The 13,643-nt window shown below is 48.0% G+C and carries 15 protein-coding genes; 8 read left to right on the top strand and 7 right to left on the bottom strand.

Annotation, left to right across the window (positions count from 1 at the left end; genetic code table 11):
- Positions 1-3 precede the first annotated feature (3 nt).
- Positions 4-1,653 (top strand): electron transfer flavoprotein-ubiquinone oxidoreductase, encoded by a 1,650-nt coding sequence (locus CWE15_RS01770; protein WP_126756335.1) that lies wholly within the window; start codon positions 4-6, stop codon positions 1,651-1,653.
- Between the two features lie 75 nt (positions 1,654-1,728).
- Here CWE15_RS01770 and CWE15_RS01765 read toward each other — a convergent pair whose 3' ends face one another.
- Positions 1,729-2,511 (bottom strand): PhzF family phenazine biosynthesis protein, encoded by a 783-nt coding sequence (locus CWE15_RS01765; protein ID WP_126756334.1) that lies wholly within the window; start codon positions 2,509-2,511, stop codon positions 1,729-1,731.
- A gap of 214 nt (positions 2,512-2,725) precedes the next feature.
- Between CWE15_RS01765 and CWE15_RS01760 the strand changes: the two genes are divergently transcribed.
- The 4 genes from CWE15_RS01760 (at position 2,726) to CWE15_RS01745 (ending at position 6,222) form a co-directional block, all read left to right on the top strand.
- The gene (locus CWE15_RS01760; protein WP_126756333.1) at positions 2,726-2,920 is read left to right on the top strand and encodes a hypothetical protein; all 195 of its coding nucleotides are present in this window, start codon (positions 2,726-2,728) and stop codon (positions 2,918-2,920) included.
- 293 nt (positions 2,921-3,213) lie between these two features.
- Positions 3,214-3,627 carry an H-NS family histone-like protein gene (locus CWE15_RS01755; protein WP_126756332.1) on the top strand — a complete coding sequence of 138 codons (414 nt, stop codon included), beginning with the start codon at positions 3,214-3,216 and terminating at the stop codon, positions 3,625-3,627.
- 77 nt (positions 3,628-3,704) lie between these two features.
- Positions 3,705-4,409 (top strand): tRNA (N6-threonylcarbamoyladenosine(37)-N6)-methyltransferase TrmO, encoded by a 705-nt coding sequence (tsaA, locus tag CWE15_RS01750; protein ID WP_126756331.1) that lies wholly within the window; start codon positions 3,705-3,707, stop codon positions 4,407-4,409.
- A gap of 100 nt (positions 4,410-4,509) precedes the next feature.
- A complete protein-coding gene (locus CWE15_RS01745; RefSeq protein ID WP_126756330.1) occupies positions 4,510-6,222 on the top strand; it encodes a proline--tRNA ligase in 1,713 nt (570 codons plus the stop codon).
- A 75-nt stretch (positions 6,223-6,297) separates the two neighbouring features.
- Here the strand turns inward: CWE15_RS01745 and CWE15_RS01740 are convergent, their stop codons facing one another.
- Together CWE15_RS01740 and CWE15_RS01735 are read right to left on the bottom strand one after the other, a co-directional pair.
- On the bottom strand, positions 6,298-6,549 hold the full coding sequence (locus tag CWE15_RS01740; protein ID WP_126756329.1) for a DUF3297 family protein: 252 nt from the start codon (positions 6,547-6,549) through the stop codon (positions 6,298-6,300).
- A gap of 235 nt (positions 6,550-6,784) precedes the next feature.
- On the bottom strand, positions 6,785-7,066 hold the full coding sequence (locus tag CWE15_RS01735; protein ID WP_126756328.1) for a DUF503 domain-containing protein: 282 nt from the start codon (positions 7,064-7,066) through the stop codon (positions 6,785-6,787).
- Between the two features lie 98 nt (positions 7,067-7,164).
- On the opposite strand from CWE15_RS01735, the gene CWE15_RS01730 reads away from it, so the two are divergent.
- Both CWE15_RS01730 and CWE15_RS01725 read left to right on the top strand, forming a co-directional pair.
- The gene (locus CWE15_RS01730) at positions 7,165-7,635 is read left to right on the top strand and encodes a nucleoside deaminase (protein WP_126756327.1); all 471 of its coding nucleotides are present in this window, start codon (positions 7,165-7,167) and stop codon (positions 7,633-7,635) included.
- An 18-nt stretch (positions 7,636-7,653) separates the two neighbouring features.
- A complete protein-coding gene (locus tag CWE15_RS01725) occupies positions 7,654-8,025 on the top strand; it encodes a VOC family protein (RefSeq protein ID WP_126756326.1) in 372 nt (123 codons plus the stop codon).
- A 55-nt stretch (positions 8,026-8,080) separates the two neighbouring features.
- Here the strand turns inward: CWE15_RS01725 and gpt are convergent, their stop codons facing one another.
- The gene (gene gpt, locus CWE15_RS01720) at positions 8,081-8,566 is read right to left on the bottom strand and encodes a xanthine phosphoribosyltransferase (protein ID WP_126756325.1); all 486 of its coding nucleotides are present in this window, start codon (positions 8,564-8,566) and stop codon (positions 8,081-8,083) included.
- Positions 8,567-8,681: 115 nt separating this feature from the next.
- On the opposite strand from gpt, the gene CWE15_RS01715 reads away from it, so the two are divergent.
- The gene (locus CWE15_RS01715; RefSeq protein ID WP_126756324.1) at positions 8,682-9,002 is read left to right on the top strand and encodes a 2Fe-2S iron-sulfur cluster-binding protein; all 321 of its coding nucleotides are present in this window, start codon (positions 8,682-8,684) and stop codon (positions 9,000-9,002) included.
- A gap of 4 nt (positions 9,003-9,006) precedes the next feature.
- Here CWE15_RS01715 and CWE15_RS01710 read toward each other — a convergent pair whose 3' ends face one another.
- Genes CWE15_RS01710 through CWE15_RS01700 form a run of 3 tightly spaced genes read right to left on the bottom strand, consistent with a single transcriptional unit; the run spans position 9,007 to position 13,533 of the window.
- Positions 9,007-10,140: an ATP-NAD kinase family protein gene (locus CWE15_RS01710; RefSeq protein WP_126756323.1), complete on the bottom strand. Its 1,134-nt coding sequence runs from the start codon at positions 10,138-10,140 to the stop codon at positions 9,007-9,009.
- Entirely contained in the window at positions 10,116-10,748 is a 633-nt protein-coding gene (locus CWE15_RS01705) for an elongation factor P hydroxylase (protein ID WP_126756322.1), read from the bottom strand. The genes CWE15_RS01710 and CWE15_RS01705 overlap by 25 nt, the downstream gene beginning before the upstream one ends.
- 22 nt (positions 10,749-10,770) lie before the next feature.
- Positions 10,771-13,533, bottom strand: coding sequence for an alpha/beta hydrolase family protein (locus CWE15_RS01700; protein WP_126756321.1), 2,763 nt, complete (start codon positions 13,531-13,533; stop codon positions 10,771-10,773).
- Between the last annotated feature and the right edge of the window lie 110 nt (positions 13,534-13,643).

Raw genomic sequence — 13,643 nt, 5'->3', positions numbered from 1 at the left:
GCCATGCAACGCGAAAGTATGGAATTTGATGTGCTTATTGTTGGCGGTGGCCCAGCGGGCCTGAGCGCCGCATGCCAACTAGGACAACTGGCACAAAAAGAAGAGAAAGAGCTACAAATTTGCGTAATCGAAAAGGGCTCAGAAATTGGCGCCCATATTCTTTCTGGTGCTGTCTTTGAACCGCGTGCACTAGCAGAACTTTTCCCCGACTGGAAAGAGCGCGGTGCCCCCCTCAACACCCCCGTGACAGGCGACGATATTTTCCTTTTTGCTAGCCAACAAAAAGCCAGCAAGTTGCCCAACTTCATGGTACCTAAAACCTTCCACAATACAGGTAACTATATTACCAGTATGGGTAATATGTGTCGCTGGCTCGCCGAACAAGCAGAGGCTTTAGGTGTTGAAGTCTTCCCAGGGTTTAGCGCCGCCGAGGTCATTTATGACGAGTCAGGTGCCGTTGAAGGTGTTATTACCGGAGATATGGGCGTTTCAGCCACAGGTGAGCAAAAAGACAGCTACATGCCGGGTATGGAGCTACGTGCCCGTTACACCGTTTTTGCTGAAGGTAGCCGTGGCCACCTTGGGAAAGAGCTGATAGCTAAATATGAGCTCAACAAAGACAAGTCGCCGCAGCATTATGCGATTGGTTTTAAAGAGATTTGGGACATCCCTGCTGAACAACACCAAGAAGGTTTGGTTGTGCATAGCACGGGCTGGCCACTTGAAGGCCATGCCAGCGGCGGTGGTTACCTCTACCATGCGGAAAACAACCAAGTGTTTGTTGGCCTTATTGTCGACTTAAACTACACCAACCCCCATGTGAACCCTTTTGCCGAGTTCCAGCGTTTTAAACACCATGCCAACATTGAAAATGTGCTGAAAGGCGGGAAACGTGTCAGCTATGGTGCTCGTGCAATAACCAAAGGTGGTTTCCATAGTTTGCCGAAAATGACCATGCCTGGTGCTATTTTAGCCGGCTGTGAAGCAGGCACACTCAACTTTGCAAAAATCAAAGGTAACCATACTGCAATGAAAAGCGGTATGCTGGCTGCGGAAAGCATTTTTGCTGCCCTGCAAACGGACCAAGCCCACACAGACCTCGTGGAGCACGAGGAACGCTTTAAGGCTTCTTGGCTATACGACGAGCTTTACCGCTCGCGTAACTTTGGACCTGCCGTGCATAAATTCGGCACCTTTATGGGCGGCGCTTATAATACCATCGACCAAAATTGGTTTGGTGGTAAGTTGCCTTTCACCATTAAAGACAACCGCCCAGACCACGAAGGCATGGAGTTAGCGGACCAAGCTAAACCTATTCAGTACGACAAGCCGGACAATACCATCAGCTTCGATCGTAACAGTTCCGTGTACCTTTCCAACACAAACCATGAAGAAGACCAACCCTGTCATTTACAGCTAAAAGACGCCAGCATTCCTATTAGCGTGAACTTGGTGAAATACGCCGAGCCCGCACAGCGCTATTGCCCTGCAGGTGTATACGAAGTGGTAGAGCAGGATAATGGGGAAAAAGTCTTCCAAATAAATGCGCAAAACTGCATTCATTGTAAAACCTGTGATATTAAAGACCCAAGCCAAAATATCCGCTGGGTAACGCCAGAAGGAACAGGTGGCCCGAACTATCCGAATATGTAACGGCTAGGAAGCAAAAGACATTGGCGCACTCAACCGGTGCGCCTTTCTTATTGCAGCATTCGCTAACTGCAAGGTCTAAGGTAGTTGAATCTCTGCCTGCATGTAATCGGCAGCATTGCCAACCAGCATAACCCTGTCGCCCCTTATTTCACAGCGAAGAGTTCCAGAGCGTTTCGAAAGCTGCCGTGCTATTAATGTATTTTTGCCCAAGCGCTCGGCCCACAAGGGAGCAAGTTCACAATGGGCTGAACCGGTTACAGGGTCTTCATTTACCCGCAGTTTCGGGAAAAAACAACGGCTAACAAAGTCCGCCTCTTTGCCCGGAGCTGTTGCCACCACGCCACGTAAGCCTATGTTTTGCAACTTAGTGAAGTCAGGCGTTAACGCCTGTATTTCTTCTTCTGTGCTATATACGGCCACGTAGTCAAAGCCAGCCAAGAGTTCATTTGGAGTATGTCCAAGGCCTGCGATCAGTGCGTCGGGTGCGACACAAGCAGCGACAGGCGCGGCTGGGAAGTTCATGCTATAGCCTACCTCGTGTTTACGCACAACCAGTTCCCCACTGCGCGTCAGAAAGGTTAACTGAGACTTTTCGTAGCGCATGTGCTTAAAAAGTACATGCGCTGCTGCTAAGGTAGCATGTCCACACAAGTCCACTTCCTCCACTGGCGTAAACCAGCGGAGTTCAAAAGCATCGCCTGCGGGTATAAAAAAAGCTGTTTCTGACACGTTATTTTCTTCGGCTATTGCTTGCAAAACACAATCATCAAGCCAGCAGTCTAACGGGCAAACTGCAGCCGGGTTTCCTTCAAATACTTGCTCTGCAAAAGCATCGACCTGGTACATAGTTAATTTCATAGGGTTTCTCTCTTGCTTTCACGCTTAGCAGGTGGTGTATGCCCCCTACTTGTCATCATACTGCCACCAGTCTCTCGCTTCACAATGAAGGGCACAAACCGGTTGGTTACTTTAGTATGAAGACTTAGCCTAATGAAGGAAAGGGCAAAACAATCCAGCCCAAGAGTATGCTATAAATACTCAAACTCATTCTATTCACAAAGGAGCTATTCGAATGGAACCAGCAACCTTGATTCAATGGGCTGTTTATATTGGCATCGCTTTTGTCGTGTTTACAGCTATTACAGGGCTCGATGACATTATCTCCAAGTTTACGAGCGGTTCTCCCACGAAAAAAGAGTTGTCTGAGCGGATAAATGCATTAGAAGTCCGTATTAAAGAATTAGAGTCCAACGCTCAATCTCGTTAGTGCATCTAAAAGCCAAGCTTACTATGCTAGTCCACATCGCATATCGAGTGTGTCTATTTTGTAATCTTTTTCTTAATTAGAGATTTCCTTTCAAATTTTATTTGTTTATTACTCTCGTTATAGTTTAAGGTATTATTACAAATTAAGTCTTTTAGGCTTTATCTTGTTATGAATTATTATGTACTCGTGGCTATATAAATGAATATCCACCTGCTAGGCTTTATTTAAACTACACCAAAGCCTGCCAACCATTCTTTATTAACCACCGCAACTTACTTTATACAGGAACACTTATGTCAACATTTATCGATATACTGACACATGCTCGTCGCCTTAATGCTGCTACTAAAGACCTTTCCGTAGCAGAGCTAAAAGAAGTTGCAGTTAAACTAGACGGTGTTATTGCCCAGCGCGAGGAAGAAGAAGCTGAGCAAATGCGTATTGAACAAGAGAAACAAGTTCATATTGAGCGCATTCGCCGTGAAATGGAAGCCGCTGGTTTAGATGCAGAAGACATTCTTGGGCAAGCAATTGCTAATGCGGGCACTAAGCCTGCACGTAAACGTGCCCCGCGCCCACCTAAGTATGAATATATCGACGACAATGGCGAGCGTAAAACATGGACAGGTCAAGGCCGTAATCCGCGACCTATTCAGCGAGCTATTGACGCGGGCGGCAGCAAAGACGACTTTTTAATTAAGTCTTAGTAAACCACCTAAACTAAAATAGCCCGGCTTATTCCCGGGCTATTTTAGTTATACCCTCTCAATCAGTGGATATAACCGTGAACTACTCTATTGAGCCTCTTGGTATTATTGAATCACCCTACCGTGAAAAGTTTGCAATACCTCGACAACCTGGCCTAGTAAACAGTGCTCGAGGTGCTATTGTTATGCACACACCCTATTCGCAGCCTGAGCTTTTTCGTGGCATCGAAAATTACACCCATTTATGGCTTCAATTTGTATTCCATCAAAACGTGGAAAAGGGGTGGCAGCCTTTAGTGCGCCCTCCACGTTTAGGCGGAAATAAGAAAATGGGCGTATTTGCAACACGCTCCACTTTTCGTCCAAATGGGCTAGGACTGTCTGTCGTACAATTGCTCGACGTCAGACATACCAAGCAGGAAACTCGGCTTGAAATTGCAGGGCTCGACTTATTACACGGCACCCCCATTATCGACATAAAGCCCTATATCCCCTACGCTGATGCTTTACCCCATGCGTCTGCAGGTATTGCGCAAGAGCCACCTAAAAATGCATTGCAAGTGGAATTCACAGAGGCAGCCCAACTGACTTTGGCCCACTATAAAAGTAGCTACCCTTATTTACAGCCACTGATTATTGAAGTTTTACAGCAGGACCCACGCCCTGCCTATAAAGCACAAGCCGAAAGCGACCGTATTTATGGCATGGTGTTATACGATTTCAATATAAAATGGCAGGTTCAAGGCGCTTGTTGCCATGTTCTTTCAGTTCAGCCTGTCTAAAAGCTAAAAAACTTTCTGCCCCTGCATGAGCCTGTTAGAATTGAACTTCATTATCACTTAAGCGTGATCAGCATCATTTGCGAATAACGAGATTATAAACATGCGTACTACCCAGTATCTTCTTGGCACGTTAAAGGAAAACCCTGCAAACGCAGAGGTTGTGAGTCACCAGTTAATGCTTCGTGCCGGCATGGTGCGCCGCGTTGCAGCAGGTCTTTATACGTGGACACCAACAGGTTTAAAAGTGCTCCGCAAGGTCGAACAAATTGTTCGTGAAGAAATGGCCGCCGCCGGCGCCCTAGAGATTCTAATGCCTATGGTGCAACCCGCGGACTTATGGCAAGAGTCCGGTCGTTGGGAAGACTACGGGCCTGAGTTATTACGCTTGAAAGACCGCCACCAACGTGAATTTGTGCTGGGACCAACCCATGAAGAAGTGATTAGTGAGTTGGTGCGAAAAGAGATTAGTAGCTATAAACAGCTGCCCATGAATTTATTCCAAATTCAAACCAAGTTCCGCGATGAAATTCGTCCGCGCTTTGGTGTCATGCGCTCGCGTGAGTTTATTATGAAGGACGCTTATTCCTTCCACACCTCTGATGCTTGCTTAGAGAAAACTTACCAGGCCATGTACGATGCATACACCCGCATTTTTACCCGCTTAGGTTTGAACTTCCGCCCGGTTATTGCAGACACAGGCTCCATCGGCGGCGATATGTCGCATGAGTTCCATGTGTTGGCAAGCTCAGGTGAAGACGCCATTGCCTTCAGCACCGAATCCGATTACGCCGCCAACGTGGAGCTTGCCGAAGCTGTGGCACCTAGCACACCGCGCGATGAAGCTACACAAGAGCTAAATAAACAAGCAACGCCGAATGTAAAAACCATTGACGACCTAGTGAGCCAATTTAATGTGGCCATTGAGCAAACCGTGAAGACCTTAATTGTGCACGGTACAGACGACCATGGGGAGCCGACGCTCGTCGCGCTTGTTATTCGAGGCGACCATAGCTTAAACGAAATTAAAGCAGCAAAAATAAAAGGCGTACTTTCACCTCTTGTGTTTGCCACCGAAGAAGAAATTCAGGCAGCCGTAGGGGCGGGCCCTGGCTCACTTGGCCCGGTGGGGCTGAAGTTACGCACCATTGTCGACCGCAGTGCAGCTGTATTAAGCGACTTTGTGACCGGCGCAAACGACGACGGTTATCATTATTTTGGTGTCAATTGGGAACGTGACGCTGCCTGCACCGAGGTAGAAGACTTACGCGATGTCGTGGAAGGTGACCCAAGCCCTTGTGGTAAAGGCACTGTGCGTATTGCCCGCGGCATTGAAGTGGGTCATATATTTCAGCTAGGCACAACCTACAGTGACGCCATGAAGGTCAGTGTGCTCAATGAAAGCGGCAAAAGCCAAAATCTAGCGATGGGCTGCTACGGTATTGGTGTTTCACGCATTGTGGCTGCAGCCATCGAACAGCACCACGACGACAAAGGCATTATTTGGCCTGAGGCGACGGCCCCTTTCCAAGTCTGTATTTTGCCAATGAACATGCACAAGTCGGTACGGGTAAAAGAAGTAGCCGAAAACCTGTACTCTGAACTTCAGGCGGCAGGCTTCGACGTCCTGTTTGACGACCGCAAAGAGCGGCCTGGTGTGATGTTCGCCGACATGGAGCTCGTCGGTGTTCCACACACCATTGTGATTGGTGAGCGTAACCTTGACGAAAAAGCCGTTGAATACACTGCACGCAATAGCAGTGAAAAAGTAAAAATGCCTATCGAGGATGTCGTCAGCTATTTAAAAGGCCTTTAATTCGCCTATAAAAAGAAGCCCAAAAGCGCATAGCAACACTTTGGGGCTTCTTTTCTCTTATCTAAAGCAAACGCCTTACTCAGTATAAAAGGCTTCCACCGCTCCTTTTAGCTTAATCAATAAAGGCTGTCCTCGACGGTCTAACGCCTTTGGCGCCGCAACCTTCACCCAGCCTTCACTAATACAGTACTCTTCAACGTCGTTACGCTCTTTCCCGTTAAGTTTTATTCCAACATTATGCTTGAACACTTCTTCTACATAATGCGGGCTGCGTGGGTGAATCGATAAATGATCGGGTAACTCAGGGCGTGTTTGAGAATCTGTCATGGGAACTCCTGCAGAAGTAAAAAAGTGCCGTATTGTAGGCAATCTCGACCGAGCGCTCAAGAACTCAATCTGATGCTGCATGAATTTCACGCAAAGCATCCATGAAGGTCACTGGCTCCTGCGCACCTGACATTTTATATTTATTATTGATAATAAATGCTGACACAGAGGTAACCCCCGCTTGCTCGTACTAGGTTGCCTCTTGTCGTACTTGCGTGGCATATTGCTCCGCTGATTAAAGAAACTCGCGGTTGATGTTCAGTATACGCCCGTCAATAGTGCGTACCAACTTGTCTTCTATTTGACTGCATTGGGACTCGACGTCACGTCGTGCGCCTGCCACAACCACAAACGACCACTCGCTGGCGTCATGCCTGTCGCGCCCACCACTTTCGCAGACAGCCACCGAAGGGCTTCGCCCAAACCGTTCATGCAAGCCCCCTAAACGCTGTCGCTTTTCTTTTAATGAACCACAGCCAGGCAAGGTTATTGAAACCGTCAATATTCCTATGTGCAATGTACACTCCCACCTTTTCTGTCCATACTTACTCTTACAAGGCTGATAGCATATCAAAACAAATCAGATAAATACGTACACCTATGGAGTGACTTCCCATGACTGAGCACGACCTGGCTTATTTGCAACGTTGTATTGAATTAGCCGAAATAGCCCTGGAGCGTGGCGATGAGCCTTTCGGCTCTGTACTCGTAGATGCGACTGGCAAAGTACGTTTTGAAGATCACAACCGAGTAGGCTCTGGTGATAAGACACGCCACCCGGAGTTTGAAATTGCTCGTTGGGCCGCTAACAACCTAACACCAACGGAGCGAGCTGCAGCCACTGTATATACCTCGACCGAGCATTGCCCTATGTGTGCTGCGGCACATGGCTGGGTTGGACTGGGCAACATAGTATATATTAGCTCTTCAGCGCAACTCGCGGCCTGGCTGAACGAGTTTGGCCTGCCAAGTGCCCCGGTCAACACCTTACCAATCTCAGACATTGTGCCTGGCATCGTCGCTACAGGTCCAGTGCCTAGCCTATTAGACCAAGTTTATGCGTTGCATCAGCGCTTTCACACCTAGTCAGTAAAGGGGACTATTATGAAAATTGGTTGTTTCTCGGTGAGCTTAGCGGTTAAGGATTTAGCCGTTTCACAGGCTTTTTATAAAAAATTAGGTTTCGAGGTGTATGCAGGAAACCCAGAGCATCACTTTGTCATTATGAAAAATGGTGATACCAACATAGGGCTTTTTCAAGGTATGTTTGAAGACAATATTCTGACCTTCAACCCGGGTTGGGACCAAGGGGCAAACCCGCTTTCAGACTTTGACGACATAAGAGCATTGCATCAAACGTTCAAGGCTCAAGGAATGAAAACGGTCCAAGAAAACCTTCAAGGTGACGCTGGCCCGGGCAGCTTCGCAGTGCTTGACCCCGACGGCAATGCTATTTTATTTGACCAGCATGTATAAAAGCGAAGTACAAAGGACAGCCTAAACAGGCCGTCCTTTGTCGTTTTGCTTGCCATTAAGTTTCTGCGCCAGCAATAGGGTCAATGTAATGCAAGTGCATATCCCAAGGGAAGTGTATCCACGTATCTTGCTCTATATCGGCTATATGCTCATCCACGTAGGGTAAGCCGGCAGGCTTGGCATATACAGTGACAAACTTAGCTTTCGGTAAACGCTCACGGAGAAACTTCAGGGTATTGCCTGTATCCACTAAATCGTCCACGACCAAAAAGCCTTCACCGTCTTCTGTGGCTTGGGTGTCTTTCAGCATAGTCGGTTCTTTCTTTTGAGTTTGAAATTCATAGGAACTGACACATACGGAGTCCACCACACGTAGGTTTAACTCCCGTGCCATAATAGCTCCAGGCACCAAGCCTCCCCGACTAACAGCTATAATGCCGCGCCATTGTTCAACAGGTAACTGCCGACGAGCCAGCTCCCGTGTTGCCCGATGTAACTCTTCCCAGGACACAAAGTATTCGCGGTGTTCAAGTTGAGACATGATTTCTCCTTCCCTTACGGCTGCTAGAACAGCTCCACTATGGTAAAATAACATGTCTTAATCATAGCACTTCAGTACAGCTGAAACATTAGCGAACTTTTATAAAGGAAATAAAATGCCTAAAGCAGTATTTATCGAAGCCAATGGTGGCGAATATGAAGTTGAAGTCAGTGTTGGCCAAAGCCTCATGGAAGCTGCCACGGACAACATGATCGACGGTGTTGTCGGTGAATGCGGCGGTGTTAGCTCGTGTGCTACCTGTCATGTGTATGTAGATGAAGCTTGGTTTGATAAACTGCCACCCGCAGACGACCTAGAAGAAAGTATGATCGACGTGGCCCGTGATCCAATGGACAACAGCCGCCTGAGTTGCCAAATCAAAATGACCGAAGAACTCGACGGCATCATTCTCCGTTTACCTGTTTCACAGTTTTAACTGCTTAGTCTAACGACGCAATACGCATCATGGTTTTGTCGTGGTAACCCGTGGTTACTGCGATAAAACCAGCCAATTCCTGATCGAGCTCACTATCTCCTGTGTCCACAATCAGTGGACGCCCATTCAACGCTGTCAGTTTCTCTTTGGTTGCCACCACAATCATATTGTCTCTCGGAATAGCGCGAATAACTGCCGGCGACAGCTGCTGGTTACCGCGGCCAAATATGTGCCCTTGGCCACCAATCAAGGTCACCACAAGGTACGCGCTTGGGTAGTCTGCAAGTGCCGCTTCAATGTCCTTAGCCGTGGCGTCCTGGTGTATAAGTTCACCACCCGCAACTAAGTCGACACCGAGTAAGGTGTTTTCTAAGCCAAGCTCGTCCATTATAACAGCGACTGTTGAACCCGATCCCATAATGTAAAGCGCATCATCGTCCATGCCCTCCACTACATCTGCGGCAATTTCGTCAAGAACCAGTTCGCTGCTTTCTTGCCCACCTATTTTTACCGCCTGCATATACTCAAGCTCACCGGGTACATTTAATTCGCCAAATCGACGAGCACGGACGACGCCTTCACGAAATGCTGTTTCATCAATGTCCATCACGTCAGCAGCGCGCAGTGTGGTGAGCTCACCTGTCATCATTTGCTTTAATACATGCCCTGCAGCCTTCGGGGTAATTGCATACACACCCGAGTGAATTTTCACCCCTGCAGGAATACCAACTACGGGTGTTGTGTTCTCTCCCATAACGGCATACACATCTCTTGCGGTACCGTCGCCTCCAGCAAAAATAAGCACATCAACACCTTCTTCAAGAAGCACCTGAATAGCGGCTTGGGTGTCGCTTGCTTCCGTTTGGGCTTGTTTCGGCTGATAGCAAACTTGCGGAGTATAACCAAGCTCAGTCAATACTTTTTCACCCATGTCGCCACCCGCGGTAAGCCAGTCTATTTGTCCTGCCAGCGCCTGAAGCTCTTGCAATGCTTTGGAGGTGCGCTTTGCCGATTTCTGCTCTGCTCCTCGAGCAAGGGCTTCCTGGCGAATTTCAGCGCCGTCGCTGCCCTTTAAAGCCACCGAGCCGCCAATGCCGGCATAAGGGTTAACAACTAAGCCAAAACGAAATCGTTGCATGGTAATACTCCTTTAAACTGATGCACTGCCCGCTTAGGGTCAATTCTATCCAACAGACGCCGCCCTTCTTGCACCACACGTTGACGCGTAAGAGCAGGCTGATGGTACTTCTTCTGCAGCTGTTGGCAAAAGGTTGCTAGCCTATCGGGTAGCTGTGCGCTTTCATCTGAGAACAATGTCAGGGTTTGTAGAATCACTTTTTCAGTGAACGCAAACCGGTCAGGTACCGCGGTGCCACTCAGATTATCTAAACTCACTTCAAATGGGTGCCCTGCACTTAAACTCAATAGCCACTCATAACTTTGCGGCTTTACTTCAACTGCCTCGAATGCTTCTTGCTGAGCTTGGTCACGGCCATCTGGAAAGTACCAGTAGCCATAATCTAATAACTGCCGACGTACCTTTCCGGCCACGCACCAATGGGCTATTTCATGCAGCGCGGAGCGAAAGTAGTCTTGGGTAAAGCAAATGCGATGATGGGGGTACTTATTCGTGGCAGGTAAATACACAGGCTCTGAGTAGCCACCGCAAAGAATGGTGTTTTCTGTAGGAAGAAAAGCGGCGTTAAATAACGCCGCTAAGTCACTCACGTGATACGTTGTGGTCATTCGATTCAAGTAAAAAACTCACTTATTCGTAAACCTGAAACTCCAGCCCGTCTGTCCACCACTGAGGGGCTTCTGCGCCTTTCAAGTAGTGGTCGAAGAACTCGAGCATTTTCAGTGTGTAGTCAACTTTATTTGCATACTTTTGTAGATGATGCGGTTCACCTTCGTATTGTAACATAACCACAGGTTTATCTTGTCGACGCAGCGCTAGGTAGTATTCAATGCCCTGCTCCCAAGGAACTGCACCATCCTTGTCACCAAATTGAATCAGCATAGGTGTATTAATTTTATCGGCAAAGAAAACCGGCGAGTTCTTAATGTATGCATCTAAATTCTCAACCAGGCTTTCGCCAATTCGGCTTTGCCCACGCTCATATTGGAACTGACGCGCCAAACCACTTTGCCAGCGAATTCCACTGTAGGCACTGGTCATATTCGAAACAGGCGCACCAGAAACAGCAGCGGCAAACATATCGGTTTCTGTTACCACAAAAGCGGTTTGATAGCCCGACCAGCTGTGCCCATGCAAACCAATTGCCTTCGGGTCTGCAATGCCCTGCTCAATCAACATTTCCATGGCGGGTACCAGCGACTCGGTAGCACTTGGACCTGGTGCACCTAAGCGGAAATGAATGTCTGGCAGAAATACAAGGTAATCTTGCCCTAAATAAAAAGGGAAGTTCGGACGGTGGTTCACCTTCATTTGGTTGTACTGATATACCCGCTGTGAGAACTTCTCATAATAGTACACCACCATTGGGTAGGCCCGGTTTGGATCATAGTTATCCGGCTTCAGAAGTACCCCTTGTAAGGTTTCCCCAACTTGGCTCTCCCACTCGACCAACTCAGCCGTTCCCCATATAAACTCGCTTTGCTGTGGGTTTACATCGGTTACTTGCACAGGTGCCGTTAAGTTTGTGTCGGCCACTAACATGTTCGGGAACTGGCGGAAGTCTTGCTCTGTAAAGTACACCCGCTGACTTGCAGGGAACTGTTTTGCTAATCGGTAGGTTTTCTTGCCAGCGCGCAAGTTTTCAAGCTCACCCATTACTGCGTTTAAACGGTGAAAGCCCGACGTTTTTAAGCGATCGTGAAAGCTTTTTACGAGTAAGGGCTCGCCTGCTCGGTAATGTCCTTCTGCTTTCTTTTCAATACGGTACGAAGTTTGGTTAGCTCGCCCCTGACCTAAGGTAATATTGAGTGCTGTGTCTAGGGGAGTCACCAACCAAATATCATATCGATCGTAGGCATAAAAGCCCGTGCTGTCGGCCAACCAACCACCAAAGCCATAGGCTGAAGCTTCACTTGGACGATCTTGCAACTCGTCGACCCACACGGTGTCAACTTTGCTTGCGACCTGACGTGAAGAGCCTGTTGCACTGTCAAATACGTGCAGCTTTTCGTTGTTAACATAGGCAACATAGCGACCATTCGGCGACACACTGCCTTGTGCCCACGAATAGGGTAAACGACTTGCTACTTTTTGTTTTTCACCCGTTTTTAAATTGACATGGTATAGGTCGAGGTACGACCCATTCCAAGTGTATTCACGCAGGTATGGGGTAGCATCGAACAACAAGGCCGACGTATTTTCGGCATCTATACGAACACTGTATTCTGTGTTGTCGCTAATACGCACCATGCGGTCTTCTTCAATCCAGTAAACAACGTCGGCTGTTGCCCGAGCCAAACGCTTTTGCAATACCCGCTGTTGAGGCATAATGCGGTCGTCTTCTCCATGCCATACTTGCAAGGTACGGTCACTCAGAATGCGCTCTAAGCTGTACAAGTCGTCTTCTGTTTCTGGTTTGCCAAGTTCAGTTGTCGCAGCTTCTGCCATTGGACGAGTTCCAAACACGAAGGCCGCATCATCTAAAATCCAGCGTAGTGACGTATGCTCTGAAACCTGCCAACCCGCTTCATTTAAAGGACGTTGCTGTAAACCTTCACCATACTGCCACAAGGAAAGTATACGGCTGCTGGCGTCTTTCTCGCTGTCAGCGGCTCCAGTCGCCATTGCTAAGCGCGTTCCCTTGCTATCGAAAGCAAACACTGCCTTTGCATGACCAACATTTTCATGCAGTACTAATTGCGAATGGTTTTGTGTGTTTCGAACCAGCACTTGGCCTGGTGTGTTGTCGCTCGCTTGCGTTAGCAAAGCAATACGAGGGCCTTGCTCAGCCACTTGGTACTGGGCAATATTAGGAACATGGCGCTGCGCTCCACTGGTTAAGTTCACATAAATAAGGCGTTGGCCTGCGTCGTCATCGGCATCTGAACTTTTCTTTTCAAGGAGAACAAGGCTGGCATCGTCACCGGTAAAGTCAAATGACTCAATATTTTCAAATACTCTTTGCTCACCCGTCTGGGTATTCACTAAGACCGCGTGCTGAGCTAAAGCCCGGCGTTCTTTTGGCGAACTTGCCTGCTCTCGGGCAAGCAACGTTGGCTGTTGAAGAAAGGCAACAAAACCACCATTTTTGGTGATTTTTGCGCGTGTACCGCGCACCACCGTAAATTCCTTGGCTGGCGTATTATCTGTGTCATTTAAACGCACAACATACCCTGTTGCGTCACCCCGGTCTGGCACTGCGCTATAAGCATACACGTGCCCGGACTCACTCCAGACCTGCTGCTTAATTTCACGGAATTTCATGATATCTGTCACAGTTAATGGACGCGGTGAAACCTGCGTTTCTGCCCATGCCTGCGAGCCAACAAAGCTTGTTGTAGTGAGAAGCACCCAAACAAGCAAGTGAAGTACAAAATGAACTGGATGTCGCATTCAGTTGCCCCAAGTTGATTGATTAAAATTATTCTATGTTTTGATTATCTTAAATTTAATGGATAACTACTAGCGCAGGTCAGCCCGCCGACCGCACACTTAGGTCGGAT

Origin of the sequence: Aliidiomarina taiwanensis, from assembly GCF_003987015.1 — a bacterium.
Classification (GTDB): Bacteria; Pseudomonadota; Gammaproteobacteria; order Enterobacterales; family Alteromonadaceae; genus Aliidiomarina; species Aliidiomarina taiwanensis.
This window is presented reverse-complemented; position numbering and strand designations above follow the sequence as displayed.

Coding starts and splice junctions, on each gene's coding strand:
- CWE15_RS01770 (WP_126756335.1), top strand. CDS start 4: ATGCAACGCGAAAGTATGGAATTTGATGTGCTTATTGTTGGCGGTGGC.
- CWE15_RS01765 (WP_126756334.1), bottom strand. CDS start 2,511: ATGAAATTAACTATGTACCAGGTCGATGCTTTTGCAGAGCAAGTATTT.
- CWE15_RS01760 (WP_126756333.1), top strand. CDS start 2,726: ATGGAACCAGCAACCTTGATTCAATGGGCTGTTTATATTGGCATCGCT.
- CWE15_RS01755 (WP_126756332.1), top strand. CDS start 3,214: ATGTCAACATTTATCGATATACTGACACATGCTCGTCGCCTTAATGCT.
- CWE15_RS01745 (WP_126756330.1), top strand. CDS start 4,510: ATGCGTACTACCCAGTATCTTCTTGGCACGTTAAAGGAAAACCCTGCA.
- CWE15_RS01740 (WP_126756329.1), bottom strand. CDS start 6,549: ATGACAGATTCTCAAACACGCCCTGAGTTACCCGATCATTTATCGATT.
- CWE15_RS01730 (WP_126756327.1), top strand. CDS start 7,165: ATGACTGAGCACGACCTGGCTTATTTGCAACGTTGTATTGAATTAGCC.
- CWE15_RS01725 (WP_126756326.1), top strand. CDS start 7,654: ATGAAAATTGGTTGTTTCTCGGTGAGCTTAGCGGTTAAGGATTTAGCC.
- gpt (WP_126756325.1), bottom strand. CDS start 8,566: ATGTCTCAACTTGAACACCGCGAATACTTTGTGTCCTGGGAAGAGTTA.
- CWE15_RS01715 (WP_126756324.1), top strand. CDS start 8,682: ATGCCTAAAGCAGTATTTATCGAAGCCAATGGTGGCGAATATGAAGTT.
- CWE15_RS01710 (WP_126756323.1), bottom strand. CDS start 10,140: ATGCAACGATTTCGTTTTGGCTTAGTTGTTAACCCTTATGCCGGCATT.
- CWE15_RS01705 (WP_126756322.1), bottom strand. CDS start 10,748: ATGACCACAACGTATCACGTGAGTGACTTAGCGGCGTTATTTAACGCC.
- CWE15_RS01700 (WP_126756321.1), bottom strand. CDS start 13,533: ATGCGACATCCAGTTCATTTTGTACTTCACTTGCTTGTTTGGGTGCTT.